The sequence below is a fragment of the Amycolatopsis roodepoortensis genome, from assembly GCF_024628825.1.
GTDB classification, from domain to species: Bacteria; Actinomycetota; Actinomycetes; order Mycobacteriales; family Pseudonocardiaceae; genus Amycolatopsis; species Amycolatopsis roodepoortensis.
This window is the reverse complement of the sequence record NZ_CP102415.1, coordinates 1,173,043-1,188,523: the sequence shown is the minus strand read 5'-3', so window position 1 is coordinate 1,188,523 and position 15,481 is coordinate 1,173,043. Positions and strand designations below refer to the sequence as shown.

Here is a 15,481-nt window from a genome sequence, read left to right as displayed (position 1 = left end):
CCGTCGGAAATTCAGCAGAGGAGAACCGCCGTGGACGACGCCTTGGTCGCGGCTTTGCGCGCGGACGGCCGGATGAGCGTGGCCGACCTGGCTCACCGCATCGGGGCGTCACGGTCGGCCGTATCGGCGCGGCTGGAGCAGCTGAAGGCCGACGGCTCGCTGAACGTGGTCGCGGCTGTCCATCCCGAGTTCCTCGGCCTGACCGCGTACGCGCATCTCGCGATCCGCACCTCGGGCCGCTCGCAGGCGACGACGGACGCCATCGCGGCGCTGCCGGCCGCGGCCTTCGTCTCGGCGGTGAGCGGGGAGTACCAGACCGTCGCCGAGCTGCGCCTGCCCGATTCCCCGGAGCTGTACCGCACGGTGGCGGACATCCGCGGCCTGTCGGAAGTGGAGCAGGTCAACACGCTCGTCTACGTGGACGTGGTCAAGGGCCTGTTCATGCCCGGCCGTCCGCTGCCGCCCTGGCTGCGGCTCGACGACCGCGACCTCGCGATCATGCTGCGGTTGCAGGCCGACGGCAGGGAAAGTTACGCGAGCATCGCCGGGCACGTCGGGCTTTCACCGTCGGCCACCCCGCACCCGCGTGCGCTTCCTCCTGGAACACGACGTCATCCGGATCGCGCCGGTGCTCAGCCGCGCCCGCCCGGACGCCGGTCTGGTCTGCGGGATCGGCCTCAACGTGCGGGGCGCCGGTGACTCGGTGACCGCGGCGCTCGCCGCGCGCGACGACACCGAGTTCCTGGCCAGGACCATCGGCCGGTTCGACGTCGTCGCCACCATCGCGGCGCAGTCCGCCCGCGACCTCGACCGGGCGCTCGAAGAGATCAGCGGCAGGCCTGACGTCGTGACCGCGGAGACGTGGGTCCACCTCCGCATCGCCAAGGAACGCTACGAGTGGCCGCTGCCGACCGCGGAAGAACTTGCGCGCCGCTAGTCGTTTCCCAGCAAGGATTTCCGGATCTCGGTCTTGAGCACCTTGCCGATCTTGGACCGGGGGAGATCCGGCCAGATCAGGATCTCCTTGGGGGTCTTGATACCGCCCAGCCGTTCCTTGACGGCGGCGCGGACTTCTCGCGCCGCGACGGTCTTCCCGGCGTGGAGCTGGACGACGGCGGTGATCTGCTCGCCCCATTTCTCGTGCGGCAGCCCGATGACGGCGCAGTCCCGCACCGCTTCATGGGCCATGAGCGCCTGCTCGACCTCGGCCGAATAGACGTTGAAGCCGCCGGTGATGATCATGTCCTTGGCGCGGTCGACGATGTAGAGGTAGTGGTCTTCGTCGAGATACCCGATGTCGCCGGTGTGATGCCAGCCGTGCGCGCTCGCTTCCGCCGTGGCGTCCGGATCCTTGTAGTAGCCGAGCATCACGAGAGAACCGCGGACGACGATCTCGCCGCGTTCGCCGGGTGGGAGCAGCTCGCCCGTCCCGGACATGATCGCGACCTGGGTGAGCGGGGTGGGCCTGCCCGCCGAGGTGAACCGTTCGAGGGCGAGCGAGCCGTCGGGATGGACGTGGTCGGCGGGGGCGAGCGTGGAGATCATCATTGGCGCTTCGCTCTGGCCGAACAACTGCCCGAAGACGGGACCGATCCGGGTGATCGCTTCGGCGAGTTTGGTGGCCGACATCGGCGCCGCGCCGTACCAAAGGCATTGCAGCGACGAAAGATCGGCGCCGTCCAGCGCCGGATTGTCGAGCAGGAGATAGATCAGCGTCGGCGGCAGGAAGGTGTGCGTGATCCGGCGGCTTTCGACCAGCGCGAGGAATTCGCCGAGGTCCGGCGACGGCATCACGACGATCTCGCCGCCGAGCGTCAGGACCGGGAAACAGAGCACGCCGGCCGCGTGCGTCAGCGGGGCGAGCGCCAGGTAACGCGGCCGCCCGGTGAACGGATAGCTCAGCAGAGTGAGCGCCGACATCGTCTCGACGTTGGTGCCGCTGAGCATCACCGCCTTGGGCCGTCCGGTGGTGCCGCCGGTGCCGACGAGCAGGACCAGGTCGTCCGGCGCGCTCTCCTCCCAGGGCTCGGCGTCGTCGAGCCAATCGGAAAACGTTACCGCGCCGGGCATCGAACCGTCGAGACAGACCACTGTGGACAGTTTCGGCAGATCGGGGAGCATCCGGGAGACGAGCGGTGCGAAGGACTCCTGCACCAGAAGGCAGGTGCAGTCGAACAGGTCGAGCAGCTCCCTGTTCTCGGCGGCCTCGTTGCGCGGGTTGACCGGGCACCACACTGCGCCTGCCCGGCTGATGCCGAAGACGCAGGCGAACGACAGGGGATCGTTCCCGGACAGGATCGCCACCTTGTCGCCGGGCTTGACACCGGAGCGGGCCAGTGCCCGCCCCACCCGCCAGGACAGTTCCCGCACGTCGGCGTAGCTGAGGGACGTGTCGCCCATCGTGAGGCAGGGCGCCGCCGGATCGAGTGAAGCGCCCTTGTCGAGGTAGTCGGTCAGTCGCACGCGCTCGTCCTCCCGGGTCAGTCGTGGACGGTCAAGACCGGCTTCGAAACCAGCCCGAAGCTTCGTAGCACGCCGAGCAGTTCGCGGTGACCGAAAGCCTGGCACCCGGACGCGAACCCGACCCGTTTCGGCGGCTGTCGCAGCAGCGAGTAAGCGCCGTAAGCCTGCATCAGCCCGGTCTGCTTGTAATTGCACGTGCCGTGGATGACGCAGTGCGCGCGGCCCAGCGGTCCCGACGCGTGCACCGAGTCGAGCGACGTGTTGAGCCGCTGGTTCTCCCGCGGCGGCATCTCGTCGCGCACCGCCGCGGCCTGCTCGGCCAGCACGCGCATCTTTTCCTCCAGTGGCAGGTCTTTCACCTGTTCCAGCACGGCAGCGACGATCTGCGGCACACCCTGCATGAGCGCGCGGTCGAAGACGCCGCCGACGGCCTTGACGTTGGCCACGCGGGCGTCGTTCTTGAACCAGACCGGATGCGACGTACCGCCCCAAGGCAGGGCCAGCCCGGTTTCGTGGTGGCCGGGCACGGTGACGTCCTGCAGGCCGCCGTCCGCGGGCCAGGGCAGGTACTCGTTCTGTTCGAGGTAGTACGCGGCCGAGAGCGCGGCGTTGACCAGGATGGTCTTCGTGGAAGCGACCGTGGGATAACCCTTCCAGAACACCAGGATGTCCAAAGTGTCCAGTCCCGGGGTCTCCAGGCAGAGGTTCGCCGCGATCTCGCCGGTGGTGTACATCTGCGCGATACCGGGGGAGAGCAGGAGGCCCTGCTCCGCCATCCGCGCGCCGTAGCGCTCCTCGGCGGAGATCAGCCAGTCCTGTTCGCCGGTGGTGTCGAGGTAATGCGTTCCGGTGCGCAGGCACGCTTCGACGACCTCGTGGCCGTACTCGCTGAACGGGCCGACGGTGTTGCAGACGACCTTGGCGTCGCGGAACAGTTCGGTGAGCGCTTCGACGTCGTGCGAGACCTCGACGACCTCGTGGTCGATGGTGTCGAGGCCGGGGACGTGGTCGATCGCCTCCTGGATGCGGGCCTTGTCCCGGCCGGCGGCGATGAACGGGACGTTGTACTCGCGCAGGTACTCGCAGATCAGCCGACCGGTGTAGCCGGATGCGCCGTAGACCACGACGGGTTTGGGGCTGCTCATGGTGATTCCTTTCGGGTCGGTGCTGGTCACATGCCCATTCCGCCGTCGACCGGGAGCCCGGCGCCGGTGATGAAGCGGGCGGCGTCGGAAGCGAGGAACACGACGGCGTCGGCCATGTCCGCGACCTCGCCGAGCCGCCCGGCCGGGGTCTGCCCGATGACGGCGCCGATGGCCTCTTCGACGCTGGGGAACAGGCCGACCTCGACGACGTCCTGCGCGAGCTGGTTGCCCATCTGGGTGGGGACGAGGCCGGGGTAGACGCAGTTGACGCGGACGCCGTAGCCGAGCTTCCCGGCCTCCATCGCGGCGACCCTGGTCAGCCGGTCGACCGCCGATTTCGTCGCCGAATAGCCTGCGATCCCGGGGAAGGCGATGGTCGCGGCGACCGAGGCGATGTTCACGACGGCGCCACCGGTGCCCGCGGGGCCACCGGGACGCATCGCGCGGAAGGCGTGCTTCACGCCGAGCGCGGTGCCGAGCACGTTGACGTCGAGCATCTTGCGCACGTCGGCGGGGTCCAGTTCGGCGACGAGGCCGGTGATCTCGACGCCGGCGTTGTTCACCACGATGTCCAGCCCGCCGAGTTCGCCGATGACCGCGGCGACCGCCTGCTCCCAGCTCTGTTCGTCGGTGACGTCGAGCCGGACGAAGCCCGCGTTGGCGCCCTTCTGCTTGATCTGATCGGCGGTGGCGCGCCCGAGGTCCTCCTGGACGTCGCCGATGACCACCGAGGCGCCCGCCAGGGCCAGCGCTTCGGCCATTCCGGCTCCCAGGCCCTGCGCTCCACCCGTGACCAGGGCTTTCCGGCCCGAAAGGTCGTACGAACCCATGGACTTCTCCTCCTTGAGACGGTCCGCGGTTGCGGCGTGCGTCACATCCTGAGCCAGTTTTGGACAGTCGTCAAGATTTCCTTGGACAGTCGTCAAGAATTCGGCGACGCTAGACTGTGGGACCCGCGGCAGGCGCGGGCTCCCGGACCGGACAGGAACTCGTGGTGACCGAGACGAGCGAGCGGATCGCACGCCGGAGCGTCGACAAGTTCGCCCAGCGGCGAGCGGAACTGGCGGAGTCCGCGCTGCAGGCGTTGTCCGAGCTGGGGTACGCGAGGACGAGCCTGCGGGAGATCGCGCAGAAGTCGAACTTCTCGCACGGCGTGCTGCACTACTACTTCACCGACAAGGTGGAGCTGCTGACCTACGCGGTCCGGAAGTTCGAAGAAGTGTGCGTGACCCGCTACGACGAGGCCGTGGCCATGGCGAAGTCGGCCGAGGAGCTCGAGCGGGGCTTCGGCGTCGCGATGGCGGACACGCTGCGGGCGGACGCCGAAATGCACCGGCTGTGGTACGACCTGCGGAATCAGAGTCTTTTCGAGGCTGCGTTCCGCACCGACGTGCTGGAGATCGACACCCAGCGGCAGGCGATGATCTGGCGCGTCGTGGAGCGCTATGCCGAACTCGCCGACGCGGCGCCTGTCGTGACAAGGCAGGTGGCTTACGCCGCCTTCGACGGCCTGTTCCAGCAGGCGCTGCTCCACCATCTCGCCGGCGAGGAGAACGGACTCGCCGAGGACGCCGGGTCGTTGCTAAGGCGGCTGGTCTCGTAATCCGTTCGATGGGCTCCTGGGTGTGGAGCCCATCGAACGGATTCGCCTAATCGGTGCCGTCGATCGCCGCGCCGTCGTAAAGCAGCGCTCCGGTGCCGTCGTAGACCCGGACCTTGAGCTTGGTCATTTCCGTTCGCGAGTCCGCCATCAGGCGCTCGAACTCCGCGCGCCCTTCGTCGGAGCCGGGTTCGTGGCTTTCCAGCCTCCCCTTCGCGTCGCGGAGGCTGACCATGTCCACGGCTATTTCCGCCGCGAAGGTGCCGTCGACGATGTCGGCTTCGGCCACCGTGCCGTCGTTGCCGACCAGTTCCAATCGGGCCGCTTCACGGGTGAGCGCGCCCAGCAGCCAGGCGGGGCGGCCGTTGTAGGCGGGCATCCAGTGCCATACCGAATACGGGCGACCGGCGAAATCCCGGGCCTGGCCCTCGGATTGCAGGTTCAGCCACCTGCCCCTGCCGTTCTCGAGAACGCAGATGCCGGCGGATCCGTCGTCGTTGTAGGCGATGAGCGCCCCTTGTTCGGCAGTGGCCCCGATCCTGGCGCCGGGATGCCATCCCTGAGGGGGTGGTAGGACGTCTGTCGAGCCGCGTGCCGTCTTCTCTGTGATGGTGGCGGCCAGTGCTGATTCGAGCTGTGCTGCCGGTGAGGTCACTGCGTGCTGTTCTCCTTCTTGTCGGGTCATGTCCTGGTTCACTGTCGCTTCGGTTCTTGCCCGGCGCATCGGGGAGATTCCCTGAGTTCCGGTGATCGACATCGCTTCAGAGTAAGCGCTTACTCGGCTGCTTGGATAGTGGTTTGTGATCGTCCGGCCATGGGGTCACGACTAGTTGTCACTCTTCAGTGGGAAATCGGCCCTTTTCATTGTTGCTTAAAATTACGAACGCCTGTTCGATATGTTTCCGGTATTATGGAGGCGTGTCCGAGACCTTCCTTCCCGAGTTGCCGCAGGAACTGTGGCGTGCCGGCAAGCTGGAGCTTGCCCATGGCGTGCTGCAGTCGTTGCGGGTGATTCGGATGGCCACCGCGGGTTTGGGGCGGTTTCTGGCGGAGGTCGAGTCTCGGGGCGCGAAAGATTTGTTCGGGCATGGGACTACGGCGAGTTGGTTCGCGGAGATGGCGGGGTTGTCGCGGGCTGAGGCGGGTGCGGTGGTGAAGCGGGCGGTCGCTTTGAATCCCACCCGGGCTTTGGATGGCACGGAGGTTCGTCCGGTCGCGCCTGCGACCGCCGCAGTCGCCGCCGAGGGATTGGTCGGAGACGAACGGATCGACCAGATTCTGGAGATCTTGAAGAGACTCCCTGCCGACACCTCCGCCGAGGATCGGGCGGTCGCGGAGAAGATCCTCGCCGAGTTGGCCCCGACCGCCGGTCCGCAGCAGCTCGCCAAGGCTGAGGCGAACCTGCTGGGCTGGCTGGATCCCGACGGCAACGAACCCCAAGACCCCGAACCCAAACAACCACGCCGGGAAATCACCCTGGAACGCCGCAGGGACGGCTTCTGGAAACTCACCGGCCTCCTCGATGACGAGACCGGTGCCCGCACCGCCGCCGCCCTGGAGGCCTACGCCCAACCACGGCCAGTCGACGAGTTCGGCCAGGCCGACCTGCGGATGAAGTGTGAACGCCTGGGAGACGCGTGGGCCGAACTCCTGGACCTGGCGATCGCGTGCCCGGACCAGCCGGGAACCAGCGGCTATCGCACCCTCGTGCATGTCACCATCGGACTCGATGAGTTGAAGTCCGGTCTCGGGACCGCCTGTTTGGACTTTGTCGGGTCGATGACGGCGCGGGAAGCGCGGTTGGCGGCCTGCGACTGTCTGATGTTGCCGGTCGTGATGAGCACCGCCGGAGAACCCCTGGACGTGGGACGACTCAGACGCTTCGTCACCCCAGGCCAGAGACGGGCACTCAACATCCGCGACGGTGGCTGCGCCTTCCCCGGATGCCATCGGAAACCCAAGAACTGTCACGCCCACCATATTGAGCACTGGGCAGACGGCGGCCCCACCGATCTCCGAAATCTCGCGCTGCTGTGCGGGTTCCACCACCGGCTCATCCACCACGGTGACTGGGAAGTCCGGATGGCGGCCGACGGGTTACCGGAATTCATCCCACCCCAATACCGAGATCCGCTCCGACAACCCCGACGCAACACCTTGCATCACCGCTGAACCCGAGGAGCCTGTCGGTCACACCGGCGACGGGCCCTTCGGCATGCCTTCAGCCGGCAGCGGCCCGGTCGCGTGGGGCGGGTTCACGAGACTGGATGGACGGCATACGTACGGAGATGGACGACACGCGTGACTGGATGGACGACTCTTGCCGTGCCAAACTGCGCAATCCTCGACCGGCCAACGTCAATTCCGAGCATGGGAAACCTCGTGACCCGCCCGTAGTTTCGGCGCTGTGCCCGATATTCAACCCTTCACCATCCGCGTTCCCGATCGCGAGCTGGCCGATCTCCACGCTCGCCTGGCCCGGGTACGCCTTCCCGAAGCGGAGACGGTTCCCGACGCCACCCAGGGGATCGAGCTGGCCCGGCTGACGGCGTTGCTCCGGGAATGGCGAGGACACGACTGGCGGGCGAGGGAGATCCGGTGGAACACCATTCCCCACTACCGGACCCGGATCGACGGGCTGGACATCGGGTTCTGGCACGTCCGCTCGCCCGAGCGCACGGCGCTCCCGCTGATCCTGACCCACGGCTGGCCGGGTTCGATCCTCGAATTCGAGAAGGTGATCAGGCCGCTCAGCGATCCGGTGGCCCACGGCGGTTCCGCGAGCGACGCCTTCGACGTGGTCGTGCCTTCGTTGCCTGGCTTCGGTTTCAGCGAGCGGCCCAGCGAGCGCGGCTGGCATCCGGGCCGGACCGCCAAGGCGTGGGCGGGCCTGATGACCGCGCTCGGCCACCGGCGGTTCGCGGCCCACGGCGGGGATTGGGGCGCCGTCGTCAGCACGGAACTGGCGTGCCAGGTTCCCGAGCGAGTCGTGGGCCTGCACCTGACGATGCCTTCCGCGTCGCCGCTCCCGGAGGACCTGGCGGCGCCGAGCGAGCCCGAACGCCGCATGCTGGACCGGCGTGATCTTCACCTGTCCGACGGATACGGCTTCGGAATGCTCATGGGCACGCGCCCGCAGACGCTCGGCTACTCCCTGCTCGATTCGCCGTCAGGGCTCGCCGCCTGGCTCGGTGAGAAGTTCGCCGCCTACGCCGACGACCGGCCGGAGTGCGGCGGCGGGGTGAGTTTGGCGGAGCAGGTCGACAACATCGCGCTGTACTGGCTCACCGGAACCGGTGCTTCGAGCGCTCGTTGGTACTGGGAGGCGATGCGGTGGGTGCCGCGCAGCGCGGAGGAGGAGAACGCGCGGCCGGTGACCGTGCCCACCGCCGTCTCGATCTTCCCCGCCGACCCGTGGTCGACCGCGCGACGCTGGGCGGAGCGCCGCTACCGGAACCTGCACCGGTGGACCGAACTCGACCGCGGCGGGCACTTCCCGGGACTGGAGCAGCCGGAGCTGCTGGTGTCCGAGATCAGGGAAGCATTTCGGGATCTGCCGGTAAACGGTTAAAAACCCCCGACGTTCGGGGGGATACACCGGGAGCGGGTGCTCTTAACGTCGGAGGCCGACCGAAACCCGGTGAGGAGCACCTCCATGAAACTCGTGCGCATGATGGGGTTGGCCGTCCTGACGGCCTCCGCGTTGGTGTTTTCGATGACGGCGGCGTCCGCGCACGATCCCGAGACGGCGGAGGGACAGGCGGCGGCCCGGACCTTCCTCGCCGACCACGTCCCGGCGGAACGGCACGCCGTCACCGGCACGGCGGCGGGTGTGCCGTGCGTCAACGGCATGGCCGACAAGTACCCGTGCAAGAACGTCGACCTGCTCAGCGTGCTTCCGTTGTCCGGCCTCGGCGGCGGGAACGGCAACGACATCTGGGGCTGGACCGACCCGTCGTCCGGCAAGGAATACGCGATCGTCGGACGGACCAACGGCACCGCGTTCGTCGACCTGAGCGTCCCGACCTCGCCCAGGTTCCTCGGCAACCTGCCCTCCAACGGCGGCAGCAGCTCGTGGCGGGACATGAAGGTGTACAAGAACCACGCGTTCATCGTGGCCGACTTCATCACCGGGCACGGGATGCAGGTGTTCGACCTGACCAGGCTGCGCACCGTCACCACACCACAGACCTTCACCGCCGACGCGCTGTACCGGGAATTCGGTCCCGCGCACAACATCGCCATCAACGAGGAGACTGGATTCGCCTACGCGATCGGCTCCAACACGTGCAGCGGCGGACCGCATATCGTCAACATCCAGAACCCGAAGGCGCCGGCCAAGGCGGGCTGCGTGTCCCAGGACGGCTACACCCACGACACGCAGTGCGTCGTCTACCGCGGGCCGGACACGGCGTACAGCGGCCGGGAGATCTGCTTCAACGCCAACGAGGACACGCTCACCATCGTCGACGTCACCGACAAGGCCAGGCCGGTCCAGATCTCGCGCAAGGGTTACTCGGGCGCGCAGTACTCGCACCAGGGCTGGCTGACCGGCGACCAGCGCTACTTCCTGCTCGACGACGAACTGGACGAGTCGCGCGGCACCGACAAGCGCACCAAGACCTACATCTGGGACCTGGCGAAGCTGTCCGCCCCCGTGCACACCGGCGTCTACAGTTCGCCCGCCACCGCGATCGACCACAACCAGTACATCAAGGGCCAGTACTCCTACCAGGCGAACTATCAGGCCGGTCTGCGCATCCTGGACGTCGGCGGCGTCGCTTCGGCGCGGTTGTCCGAGGTCGGCTACTTCGACATCTACCCGGCGGGCAACGCGGCGAACTTCAACGGCGCGTGGAGCAACTACCCGTACTTCTCCAGCGGCATCGTCATCGTCAACGGCATCGAACAGGGCCTGGTCGTGGTGAAGCCGAACCTCGGCGGCAAGTGACCGGCGGGCAGGCGTGCGCAAGCCCCGGTTCACGGATTGGTTGTTCCTCGCGCTGGCACTGGTGATCGGCGCGGCCGCGGTGTTCGTCGCGCTCCGGCCGGCTCCCGGCTCCGCGCACTCTGCCCACCGACAGCCCGTCGTGACGGCGGATCTGCTTCCCGCCGCGCACAGCGACGGGCTGTCCGAGGCGGAAAGCGGGTACCGGTTCGAGCGGGCGACCACGCCGGCCGTCCGGGGGCCGGAGGTGCCGGTCGCGTTCCGGATCCTCGGGCCCGACGGGCGTCCGGTCACCCGCTTCCTGGACAACCAGACCAAACAGCTGCACTTCTTCGCCGTACGCGACGACATGAACGTCTTCCAGCACGTGCATCCGACACTGGACGGCGACACCTGGCACACGAGCCTCGCACTGACCGACGGCGGCGCCTACCGGATGTTCGCCGAGTTCGTGCCGCTCGACACCAAGGATCCGAAGCATCCGGTGGTGCTCGGTGTTCCGTTCACCGTGCCGGGTGACACCACCTTCGTGCCGGTGCCCGCTCCGGCGGGCGACACCGTGACGTCCACGGGGTACCGCGTGACGCGGGTGGACGGGGAGACCCGGATCCCGGCGATGCGGGCGCAGGTCCTCCGCTTCGCCATCCGCGGCCCCGATGGCGCGCCCGTCACCGCGGTCGACCCGCACCTGGGTGCCAACGGCCATATGACCGGATTCCACACCATGCTGTTGTCGGCCACGCATCTGCATCCGGTGCAGCCGCCCGGCGCGGCGCTCGCCGACGGCGAGCTGACCTTCCACTCGCTGTTTTCGGAACGCGGGGAGTATCGGCTGTTCCTCGAGTTCTCCCATGGCGGGCGGGTGCACACGGCGGCCATCACGGTCGCGGTGGGCTGACGTCGTTCGACGACGTTCTGTGCGCAAGGAACACCCGATGCCGGTCCGGCTTACGACTCCTCGGTCAGCGCGGCCGCGGTCAGGGTCAGATGCCGGGTCAGCGCCTCGGCCGCCGCGTCGGCGTCGCGGGCCAGCGCCGTTTCCTCCAGCAGGCGGTGTTCGGCGAGATGATCGCGGCCGGGGGAGCGGTGCGCCGCCCAACGGCGAGCCAGTTCGCTCGCGGTCCACATCCGGTCGAAGGTCTCCAGCAGGACCGGGTTTCCGCACCCCTCCAGCAAGGTCCGGTGGAAGACGCGATGGGCTTCCGACCAGGCGCCGCTGATGTATTCGCCTTCTTCGGACACGAACGGCGGCGTGCGGCTCAGCCGGTGGTGCGCGGCGCGAACCCGGGCCTCCCAGTCGAGGTCGCCGCGCTCGATGGAGAGGCGCAGCACGAGCGGTTCGATGGTCCGGCGGGCCTCCGTGATCTCCTGCCAGCGGCGGTCGGAGAAGGCTGGGACGGCGAAACCGCGGTTGGGGAGCCGGTCGGCGAGGCCGTCACCGACCACGCGAACGAGAGCCTCGCGGACGACCGCCAGGCTCACGCCGTGCTCCTTGGCCAGGTCCTGCGGTTTGAGCGGGGCGCCGGGGGCGTGGTCGCCGCGCATGATCGCCTCCCGCAGGCGCGTGTACACCTGCTCGGAGAGCATCTGCTTGTCCGGTGAAGCCATCCATGGAGCATAGACGAACCACTAGATAATCGATTATCTGTGTTATGGTCGATTCATGACCAACGATCCCTTCGCCCGGCTGCCCGAGGTGGCCTCCTTCGCCGTCACCAGTACTTCCGTTGCCGACGGCGCCGCCTGGGCGCCTGAACAATGGACCGGAAAGGACGTCTCGCCCCAGCTGAGCTGGAGCGGCGCGCCGCGCGGCACCAAGAGCTACGCCGTCACCGTCTACGATCCCGACGCCCCGACCGGTTCCGGTTTCTGGCATTGGGCGGTCGCCGACATCCCCGCCGCCGTCACGGAATTGCCCGAAGGTGCCGGCGACGACACCGGCTCCGGGCTTCCCGAAGGTGCTTTCCAGGTGCCGAACGACGCCCGTCTGGCCCGTTTCCTCGGTGCCGCGCCGCCTGCCGGGCACGGCGTGCACCGCTACTTCGTCGTGGTGCACGCCCTCGACGTCGAGTCGCTCGGCGTCCCGGCCGACTGCACGCCTGCGTTCCTCGGCTTCACCATCGCCCAGCACGTACTCGGTCGCGCGGTCCTGATCGCCACGGCGGAAACCCCCGGTCCCGAACGGATCGAGGTCTCCCGGCTCATCCCGGCTCCCGCCGAGGACGTCTTCGCGGTCTTGAGCGACCCGAAGGGCCACGTCGACATCGACGCGTCGGGAATGCTCCTCGACGCGGAAGGGGATCCGGTCGAGCGCGCGGGCGACCGGTTCGTGGTGCACATGGACCGGGAGGCGCTCGGTGACGTGCCCTTGGGCAAGTACGACGTCGAGGTCGTCATCACCGCCCTCGTCCCGGACGAGGAGATCGCCTGGACCGTCGAGGGCCGGGTCCGCCCGCATGCCCGGCACATCTACGGCTACCGGCTGGAGCCCGCCGAGGGCGGCACGCTCGTGACTTCCTATTACGACTGGTCGGAGGTCGGCGAGGAATGGAAGGAGCGCATCACCTTCCCCGTGGTCCCCGAGTCCGCGCTCAAGGCCACGCTCGGGATTCTCGAGCGGACCGTGCGGCGTCGAGCCGTTTCGCCCACGCGCGGGCACTGAACACGGCAGAATGCCTCCGTGCGGAACATCCTCGTAGCGGTCACCCTCGTCCTGCTCGGTGTCACCGGATGCCAGGGCGGGGTTTCCGGTCAAGCCGAGCCCGAAGGCGACAGTTTCGCGATCAAGGACGGGTCGCGGCTGCGGTTCCGCCCGGTCCTGACGGAGTTCCCGCCGGGTCCGGCGACCGGCGCGGCGACCGACCGGCAGAGCACCGATCCCGCGCAGCAGCAGGCCGCCGCGGCGGCACTGGACTGCTCGGCGGGACCCGACCCGCTGGACGGCCGTGACGATCCGGCGCTTCCGCTGGTCAGCTGTGACCGGGTGCAGGGCACCAAGTACCTGCTGGGGCCGGCCTTCCTCACCGGGGCCGACCTCAGCCGCGCGAACGCCCGGCTCGATTCGCAGTCGGGTGGTCCGCTCGTCGGGCTCAGCTTCACCGACGCGGGCGCGCGGACATGGGCCGATTGGACCGCGGGCAACGTCGGCAAGCAGGTCGCGATGGTGCTGAAGAGCCGGGTGCTGACCGCGCCGATGATCCAGTCCGCCATCACCGGCGGGGAAACCCAGATCACCGGAAAGTTCACCATGGACGACGCCCGCCGGCTGGCGCGGGACATCGCCGGCGCCTGACCCGCCCACCCCGGAATACGATCACCGGACCCGACGTTTGAGCGTTCAACTACTTGAGGAGTTGGACATGGGTTACGAGATCCTGGGCACCCCGCAGCGGCCGACCTTCGGCCTGGACACGTTCGGCGACGTCGAGAACGGCGCGGACGGCCAGCCGGTGAGCCAGGCCGAGGCCATCCGCCAGGTCGTGGCCGAGGGCGTCCTCGCCGACCAGGTGGGCGTGGACTACTTCGGCGTCGGCGAGCACCACCGCGCCGAGATGGCGGTGTCCTCGCCGGACGTCGTGCTGGCCGCGATCGCGGGCCGGACCGACCGGATCCGGCTGGGCACGGCGGTCACGGTGCTCAGCTCGGACGACCCGGTGCGCGTGTACGAGCGGTTCGCCACGCTGGACGCCGTTTCCCGGGGGCGCGCCGAGGTCACGCTCGGCCGGGGCTCGTTCACCGAGTCGTTCCCGCTTTTCGGCTACTCGCTTGAGGATTACGAAGCGCTCTTCGCCGAGAAGCTCGACCTGTTCACGCATCTGCAAGGGGAGAAGCCGGTCGACTGGTCCGGGACCGTCCGCCCGGCGCTGGAGGGCGCGCAGGCGTTCCCGGTCACCGAATCGGGCAGTCTGCCCGCTTGGGTCGGCGTCGGCGGCACCCCGCAGTCGGTCGTCCGCGCCGCCGCGTACGGCCTGCCGCTGGTGATGGCCGTGATCGGCGGGTCTCCGGAGCGGTTCGCCCCGCTCGCGGACCTGTACCGGCGCGCGGTCAAGGAGGCGGGCCACCAGGAGCTGCCGATCTCGATGCACAGCCCCGGCCACGTCGCCGAGACCGACGAACTCGCCGTCACCCAGCACTTCTCCCATCACCAGGCCGCGTTCGCCAAGATCGGCGCCGAACGAGGCTGGGGCCCGATGTCCAGGGCCGACTACGACGCCATGGCCGGGCCGCGCGGCGCGTTGTTCGTCGGCTCCCCGGAAACCGTCGCGCAGAAGATCGCGTGGGCCGTGCGATCACTCGGCCTGTCGCGATTCCAGCTCAAATACAGCGTCGGCGCGCTTCCGCACGAGCAGCGCCTCGACTCGATCCGGCTTTACGGCGAGCAGGTCGTCCCGCGCGTGAAGGAGCTGCTCGGCTAGCCTCGAAGGCGTGGTGTTCGATTCCGAGCGATTCGACCTTCAGCCGTACACCGGTTTCGACATGTCCCGTTATGTCCGGCGGACGTATTGCAGCTGGGAGGACTCCGGCTGGGAGTCGTTGCTCGTCCAGCGATTCGACCACGTTCCCGTCGCCGAGGACATGCGGCTGCCCGGCGTCGCGGATCTGCATCTGGTCCTGCCGCTTTCGGGGCGGGCGGTGATGGAGACCCGCGGCGCGGGCCGGTGGGACCGCCACCCCTGGGGGAGGCTCGAACTCGCGGTTCCCGGCATGCCGCTGCAGCGCCGTTACCGTGGTGACGAAGCGATGCGAAGCCTGCAGGTGCACATCCCGGGCACCACGGTGGAGTCGGTGGCCGCGCGGCTGGGTGGCCGGGCGGTGGATCACGAGGCGATGGTCGCGTCCGTCGCCGGGGGAGACCCGCTGCTCGACGAGCTGGTCCGTGCGGTCGGGAACGCGAGGGAGGAGGACGACCTCTACGCCGAATCCGCGGCCGCCTTCCTCGCCGTGCACCTGCTCACCCGCCACGCGCGGAAGCCGGAGCCGCCGGACGGGGGACGCGAAGATCACCGGGTCCGCGCCGCGGCGGCGATGATGCGTGAGCGGCTGGCCGAACCGCTCACCGTCGCCGAAATCGCCGGGGAAGTGCATTTGAGCGTCTACCACTTCATCCGGGTCTTCAAGGAGAAGACCGGCCAGACCCCGCACCGTTTTCTCGGCGGGCTGCGGATCGAGGAAGCGCGAAGGCTGCTGCGCGACACCGATCTCCCGATCGCCCGTATCGCGGGAAGATGCGGGTTCGCCACTCCGGGCGCCTTGTCGGCCGCTTTCCTGAAACACACCGGATCGCGTCCGTCGGAGTACCGCAATTCCTGATCGCCGCCCCGCAAT

General features: G+C 68.5%; 16 protein-coding genes. 11 read left to right on the top strand and 5 right to left on the bottom strand.

Going from position 1 to position 15,481, the window contains the following annotated elements; genetic code table 11:
• The first annotated feature begins 30 nt into the window (after positions 1 to 30).
• Together NQK81_RS05660 and NQK81_RS05655 are read left to right on the top strand one after the other, a co-directional pair.
• Complete coding sequence (locus tag NQK81_RS05660) at positions 31 to 699, top strand: AsnC family transcriptional regulator (protein WP_257487350.1); 669 nt, start codon at positions 31 to 33, stop codon at positions 697 to 699.
• Positions 587 to 937 (top strand): Lrp/AsnC ligand binding domain-containing protein, encoded by a 351-nt coding sequence (locus NQK81_RS05655; RefSeq protein ID WP_257489997.1) that lies wholly within the window; start codon positions 587 to 589, stop codon positions 935 to 937. Before NQK81_RS05660 ends, NQK81_RS05655 begins: the two co-directional genes overlap by 113 nt.
• Here NQK81_RS05655 and NQK81_RS05650 read toward each other — a convergent pair.
• Genes NQK81_RS05650 through NQK81_RS05640 form a run of 3 tightly spaced genes read right to left on the bottom strand, consistent with a single transcriptional unit; the run spans position 934 to position 4,438 of the window.
• Complete coding sequence (locus NQK81_RS05650; RefSeq protein ID WP_257487349.1) at positions 934 to 2,463, bottom strand: AMP-binding protein; 1,530 nt, start codon at positions 2,461 to 2,463, stop codon at positions 934 to 936. The genes NQK81_RS05655 and NQK81_RS05650 overlap by 4 nt on opposite strands.
• 17 nt (positions 2,464 to 2,480) lie before the next feature.
• Positions 2,481 to 3,608: a DUF5938 domain-containing protein gene (locus tag NQK81_RS05645; RefSeq protein WP_257487348.1), complete on the bottom strand. Its 1,128-nt coding sequence runs from the start codon at positions 3,606 to 3,608 to the stop codon at positions 2,481 to 2,483.
• A 26-nt stretch (positions 3,609 to 3,634) separates the two neighbouring features.
• The gene (locus NQK81_RS05640) at positions 3,635 to 4,438 is read right to left on the bottom strand and encodes an SDR family NAD(P)-dependent oxidoreductase (RefSeq protein WP_257487347.1); all 804 of its coding nucleotides are present in this window, start codon (positions 4,436 to 4,438) and stop codon (positions 3,635 to 3,637) included.
• A gap of 164 nt (positions 4,439 to 4,602) precedes the next feature.
• Between NQK81_RS05640 and NQK81_RS05635 the strand changes: the two genes are divergently transcribed.
• Entirely contained in the window at positions 4,603 to 5,211 is a 609-nt protein-coding gene (locus tag NQK81_RS05635; protein ID WP_257487346.1) for a TetR/AcrR family transcriptional regulator, read from the top strand.
• A 46-nt stretch (positions 5,212 to 5,257) separates the two neighbouring features.
• Here the strand turns inward: NQK81_RS05635 and NQK81_RS05630 are convergent, their stop codons facing one another.
• Positions 5,258 to 5,965, bottom strand: coding sequence for a hypothetical protein (locus NQK81_RS05630; RefSeq protein WP_257487345.1), 708 nt, complete (start codon positions 5,963 to 5,965; stop codon positions 5,258 to 5,260).
• Between the two features lie 161 nt (positions 5,966 to 6,126).
• On the opposite strand from NQK81_RS05630, the gene NQK81_RS05625 reads away from it, so the two are divergent.
• The 4 genes from NQK81_RS05625 (at position 6,127) to NQK81_RS05610 (ending at position 11,054) form a co-directional block, all read left to right on the top strand.
• Positions 6,127 to 7,380, top strand: coding sequence for an HNH endonuclease signature motif containing protein (locus NQK81_RS05625; protein ID WP_257487344.1), 1,254 nt, complete (start codon positions 6,127 to 6,129; stop codon positions 7,378 to 7,380).
• Between the two features lie 235 nt (positions 7,381 to 7,615).
• The gene (locus tag NQK81_RS05620; protein WP_257487343.1) at positions 7,616 to 8,779 is read left to right on the top strand and encodes an epoxide hydrolase family protein; all 1,164 of its coding nucleotides are present in this window, start codon (positions 7,616 to 7,618) and stop codon (positions 8,777 to 8,779) included.
• 84 nt (positions 8,780 to 8,863) lie between these two features.
• A complete protein-coding gene (locus NQK81_RS05615) occupies positions 8,864 to 10,159 on the top strand; it encodes a choice-of-anchor B family protein (RefSeq protein WP_257487342.1) in 1,296 nt (431 codons plus the stop codon).
• A 13-nt stretch (positions 10,160 to 10,172) separates the two neighbouring features.
• Positions 10,173 to 11,054, top strand: a complete 882-nt coding sequence (locus tag NQK81_RS05610) for a DUF8832 domain-containing protein (RefSeq protein WP_257487341.1) — start codon at positions 10,173 to 10,175, stop codon at positions 11,052 to 11,054.
• 50 nt (positions 11,055 to 11,104) lie between these two features.
• On the opposite strand, the gene NQK81_RS05605 is transcribed toward NQK81_RS05610, so the two are convergent.
• A complete protein-coding gene (locus NQK81_RS05605; protein WP_257489699.1) occupies positions 11,105 to 11,743 on the bottom strand; it encodes a GntR family transcriptional regulator in 639 nt (212 codons plus the stop codon).
• A 76-nt stretch (positions 11,744 to 11,819) separates the two neighbouring features.
• On the opposite strand from NQK81_RS05605, the gene NQK81_RS45260 reads away from it, so the two are divergent.
• The 4 genes from NQK81_RS45260 to NQK81_RS05580 all read left to right on the top strand — a co-directional run bounded on the left by NQK81_RS45260 (position 11,820) and on the right by NQK81_RS05580 (position 15,466).
• Positions 11,820 to 12,818, top strand: coding sequence for a YbhB/YbcL family Raf kinase inhibitor-like protein (locus NQK81_RS45260; protein ID WP_306856031.1), 999 nt, complete (start codon positions 11,820 to 11,822; stop codon positions 12,816 to 12,818).
• Between the two features lie 18 nt (positions 12,819 to 12,836).
• Positions 12,837 to 13,448 carry a SecDF P1 head subdomain-containing protein gene (locus NQK81_RS05590; protein WP_257487340.1) on the top strand — a complete coding sequence of 204 codons (612 nt, stop codon included), beginning with the start codon at positions 12,837 to 12,839 and terminating at the stop codon, positions 13,446 to 13,448.
• A gap of 67 nt (positions 13,449 to 13,515) precedes the next feature.
• A complete protein-coding gene (locus tag NQK81_RS05585; protein ID WP_257487339.1) occupies positions 13,516 to 14,571 on the top strand; it encodes an LLM class flavin-dependent oxidoreductase in 1,056 nt (351 codons plus the stop codon).
• Positions 14,572 to 14,581: 10 nt separating this feature from the next.
• A complete protein-coding gene (locus tag NQK81_RS05580) occupies positions 14,582 to 15,466 on the top strand; it encodes an AraC family transcriptional regulator (RefSeq protein WP_257487338.1) in 885 nt (294 codons plus the stop codon).
• Positions 15,467 to 15,481 lie beyond the last annotated feature (15 nt).

Excerpts from the sequence above, each read along its gene's own strand:
- NQK81_RS05645 (WP_257487348.1), bottom strand. The coding sequence starts at position 3,608 with ATGAGCAGCCCCAAACCCGTCGTGGTCTACGGCGCATCCGGCTACACC.
- NQK81_RS05640 (WP_257487347.1), bottom strand. The coding sequence starts at position 4,438 with ATGGGTTCGTACGACCTTTCGGGCCGGAAAGCCCTGGTCACGGGTGGA.
- NQK81_RS05630 (WP_257487345.1), bottom strand. The coding sequence starts at position 5,965 with ATGTCGATCACCGGAACTCAGGGAATCTCCCCGATGCGCCGGGCAAGA.
- NQK81_RS05615 (WP_257487342.1), top strand. The coding sequence starts at position 8,864 with ATGAAACTCGTGCGCATGATGGGGTTGGCCGTCCTGACGGCCTCCGCG.
- NQK81_RS05605 (WP_257489699.1), bottom strand. The coding sequence starts at position 11,743 with ATGCTCTCCGAGCAGGTGTACACGCGCCTGCGGGAGGCGATCATGCGC.
- NQK81_RS45260 (WP_306856031.1), top strand. The coding sequence starts at position 11,820 with ATGACCAACGATCCCTTCGCCCGGCTGCCCGAGGTGGCCTCCTTCGCC.
- NQK81_RS05585 (WP_257487339.1), top strand. The coding sequence starts at position 13,516 with ATGGGTTACGAGATCCTGGGCACCCCGCAGCGGCCGACCTTCGGCCTG.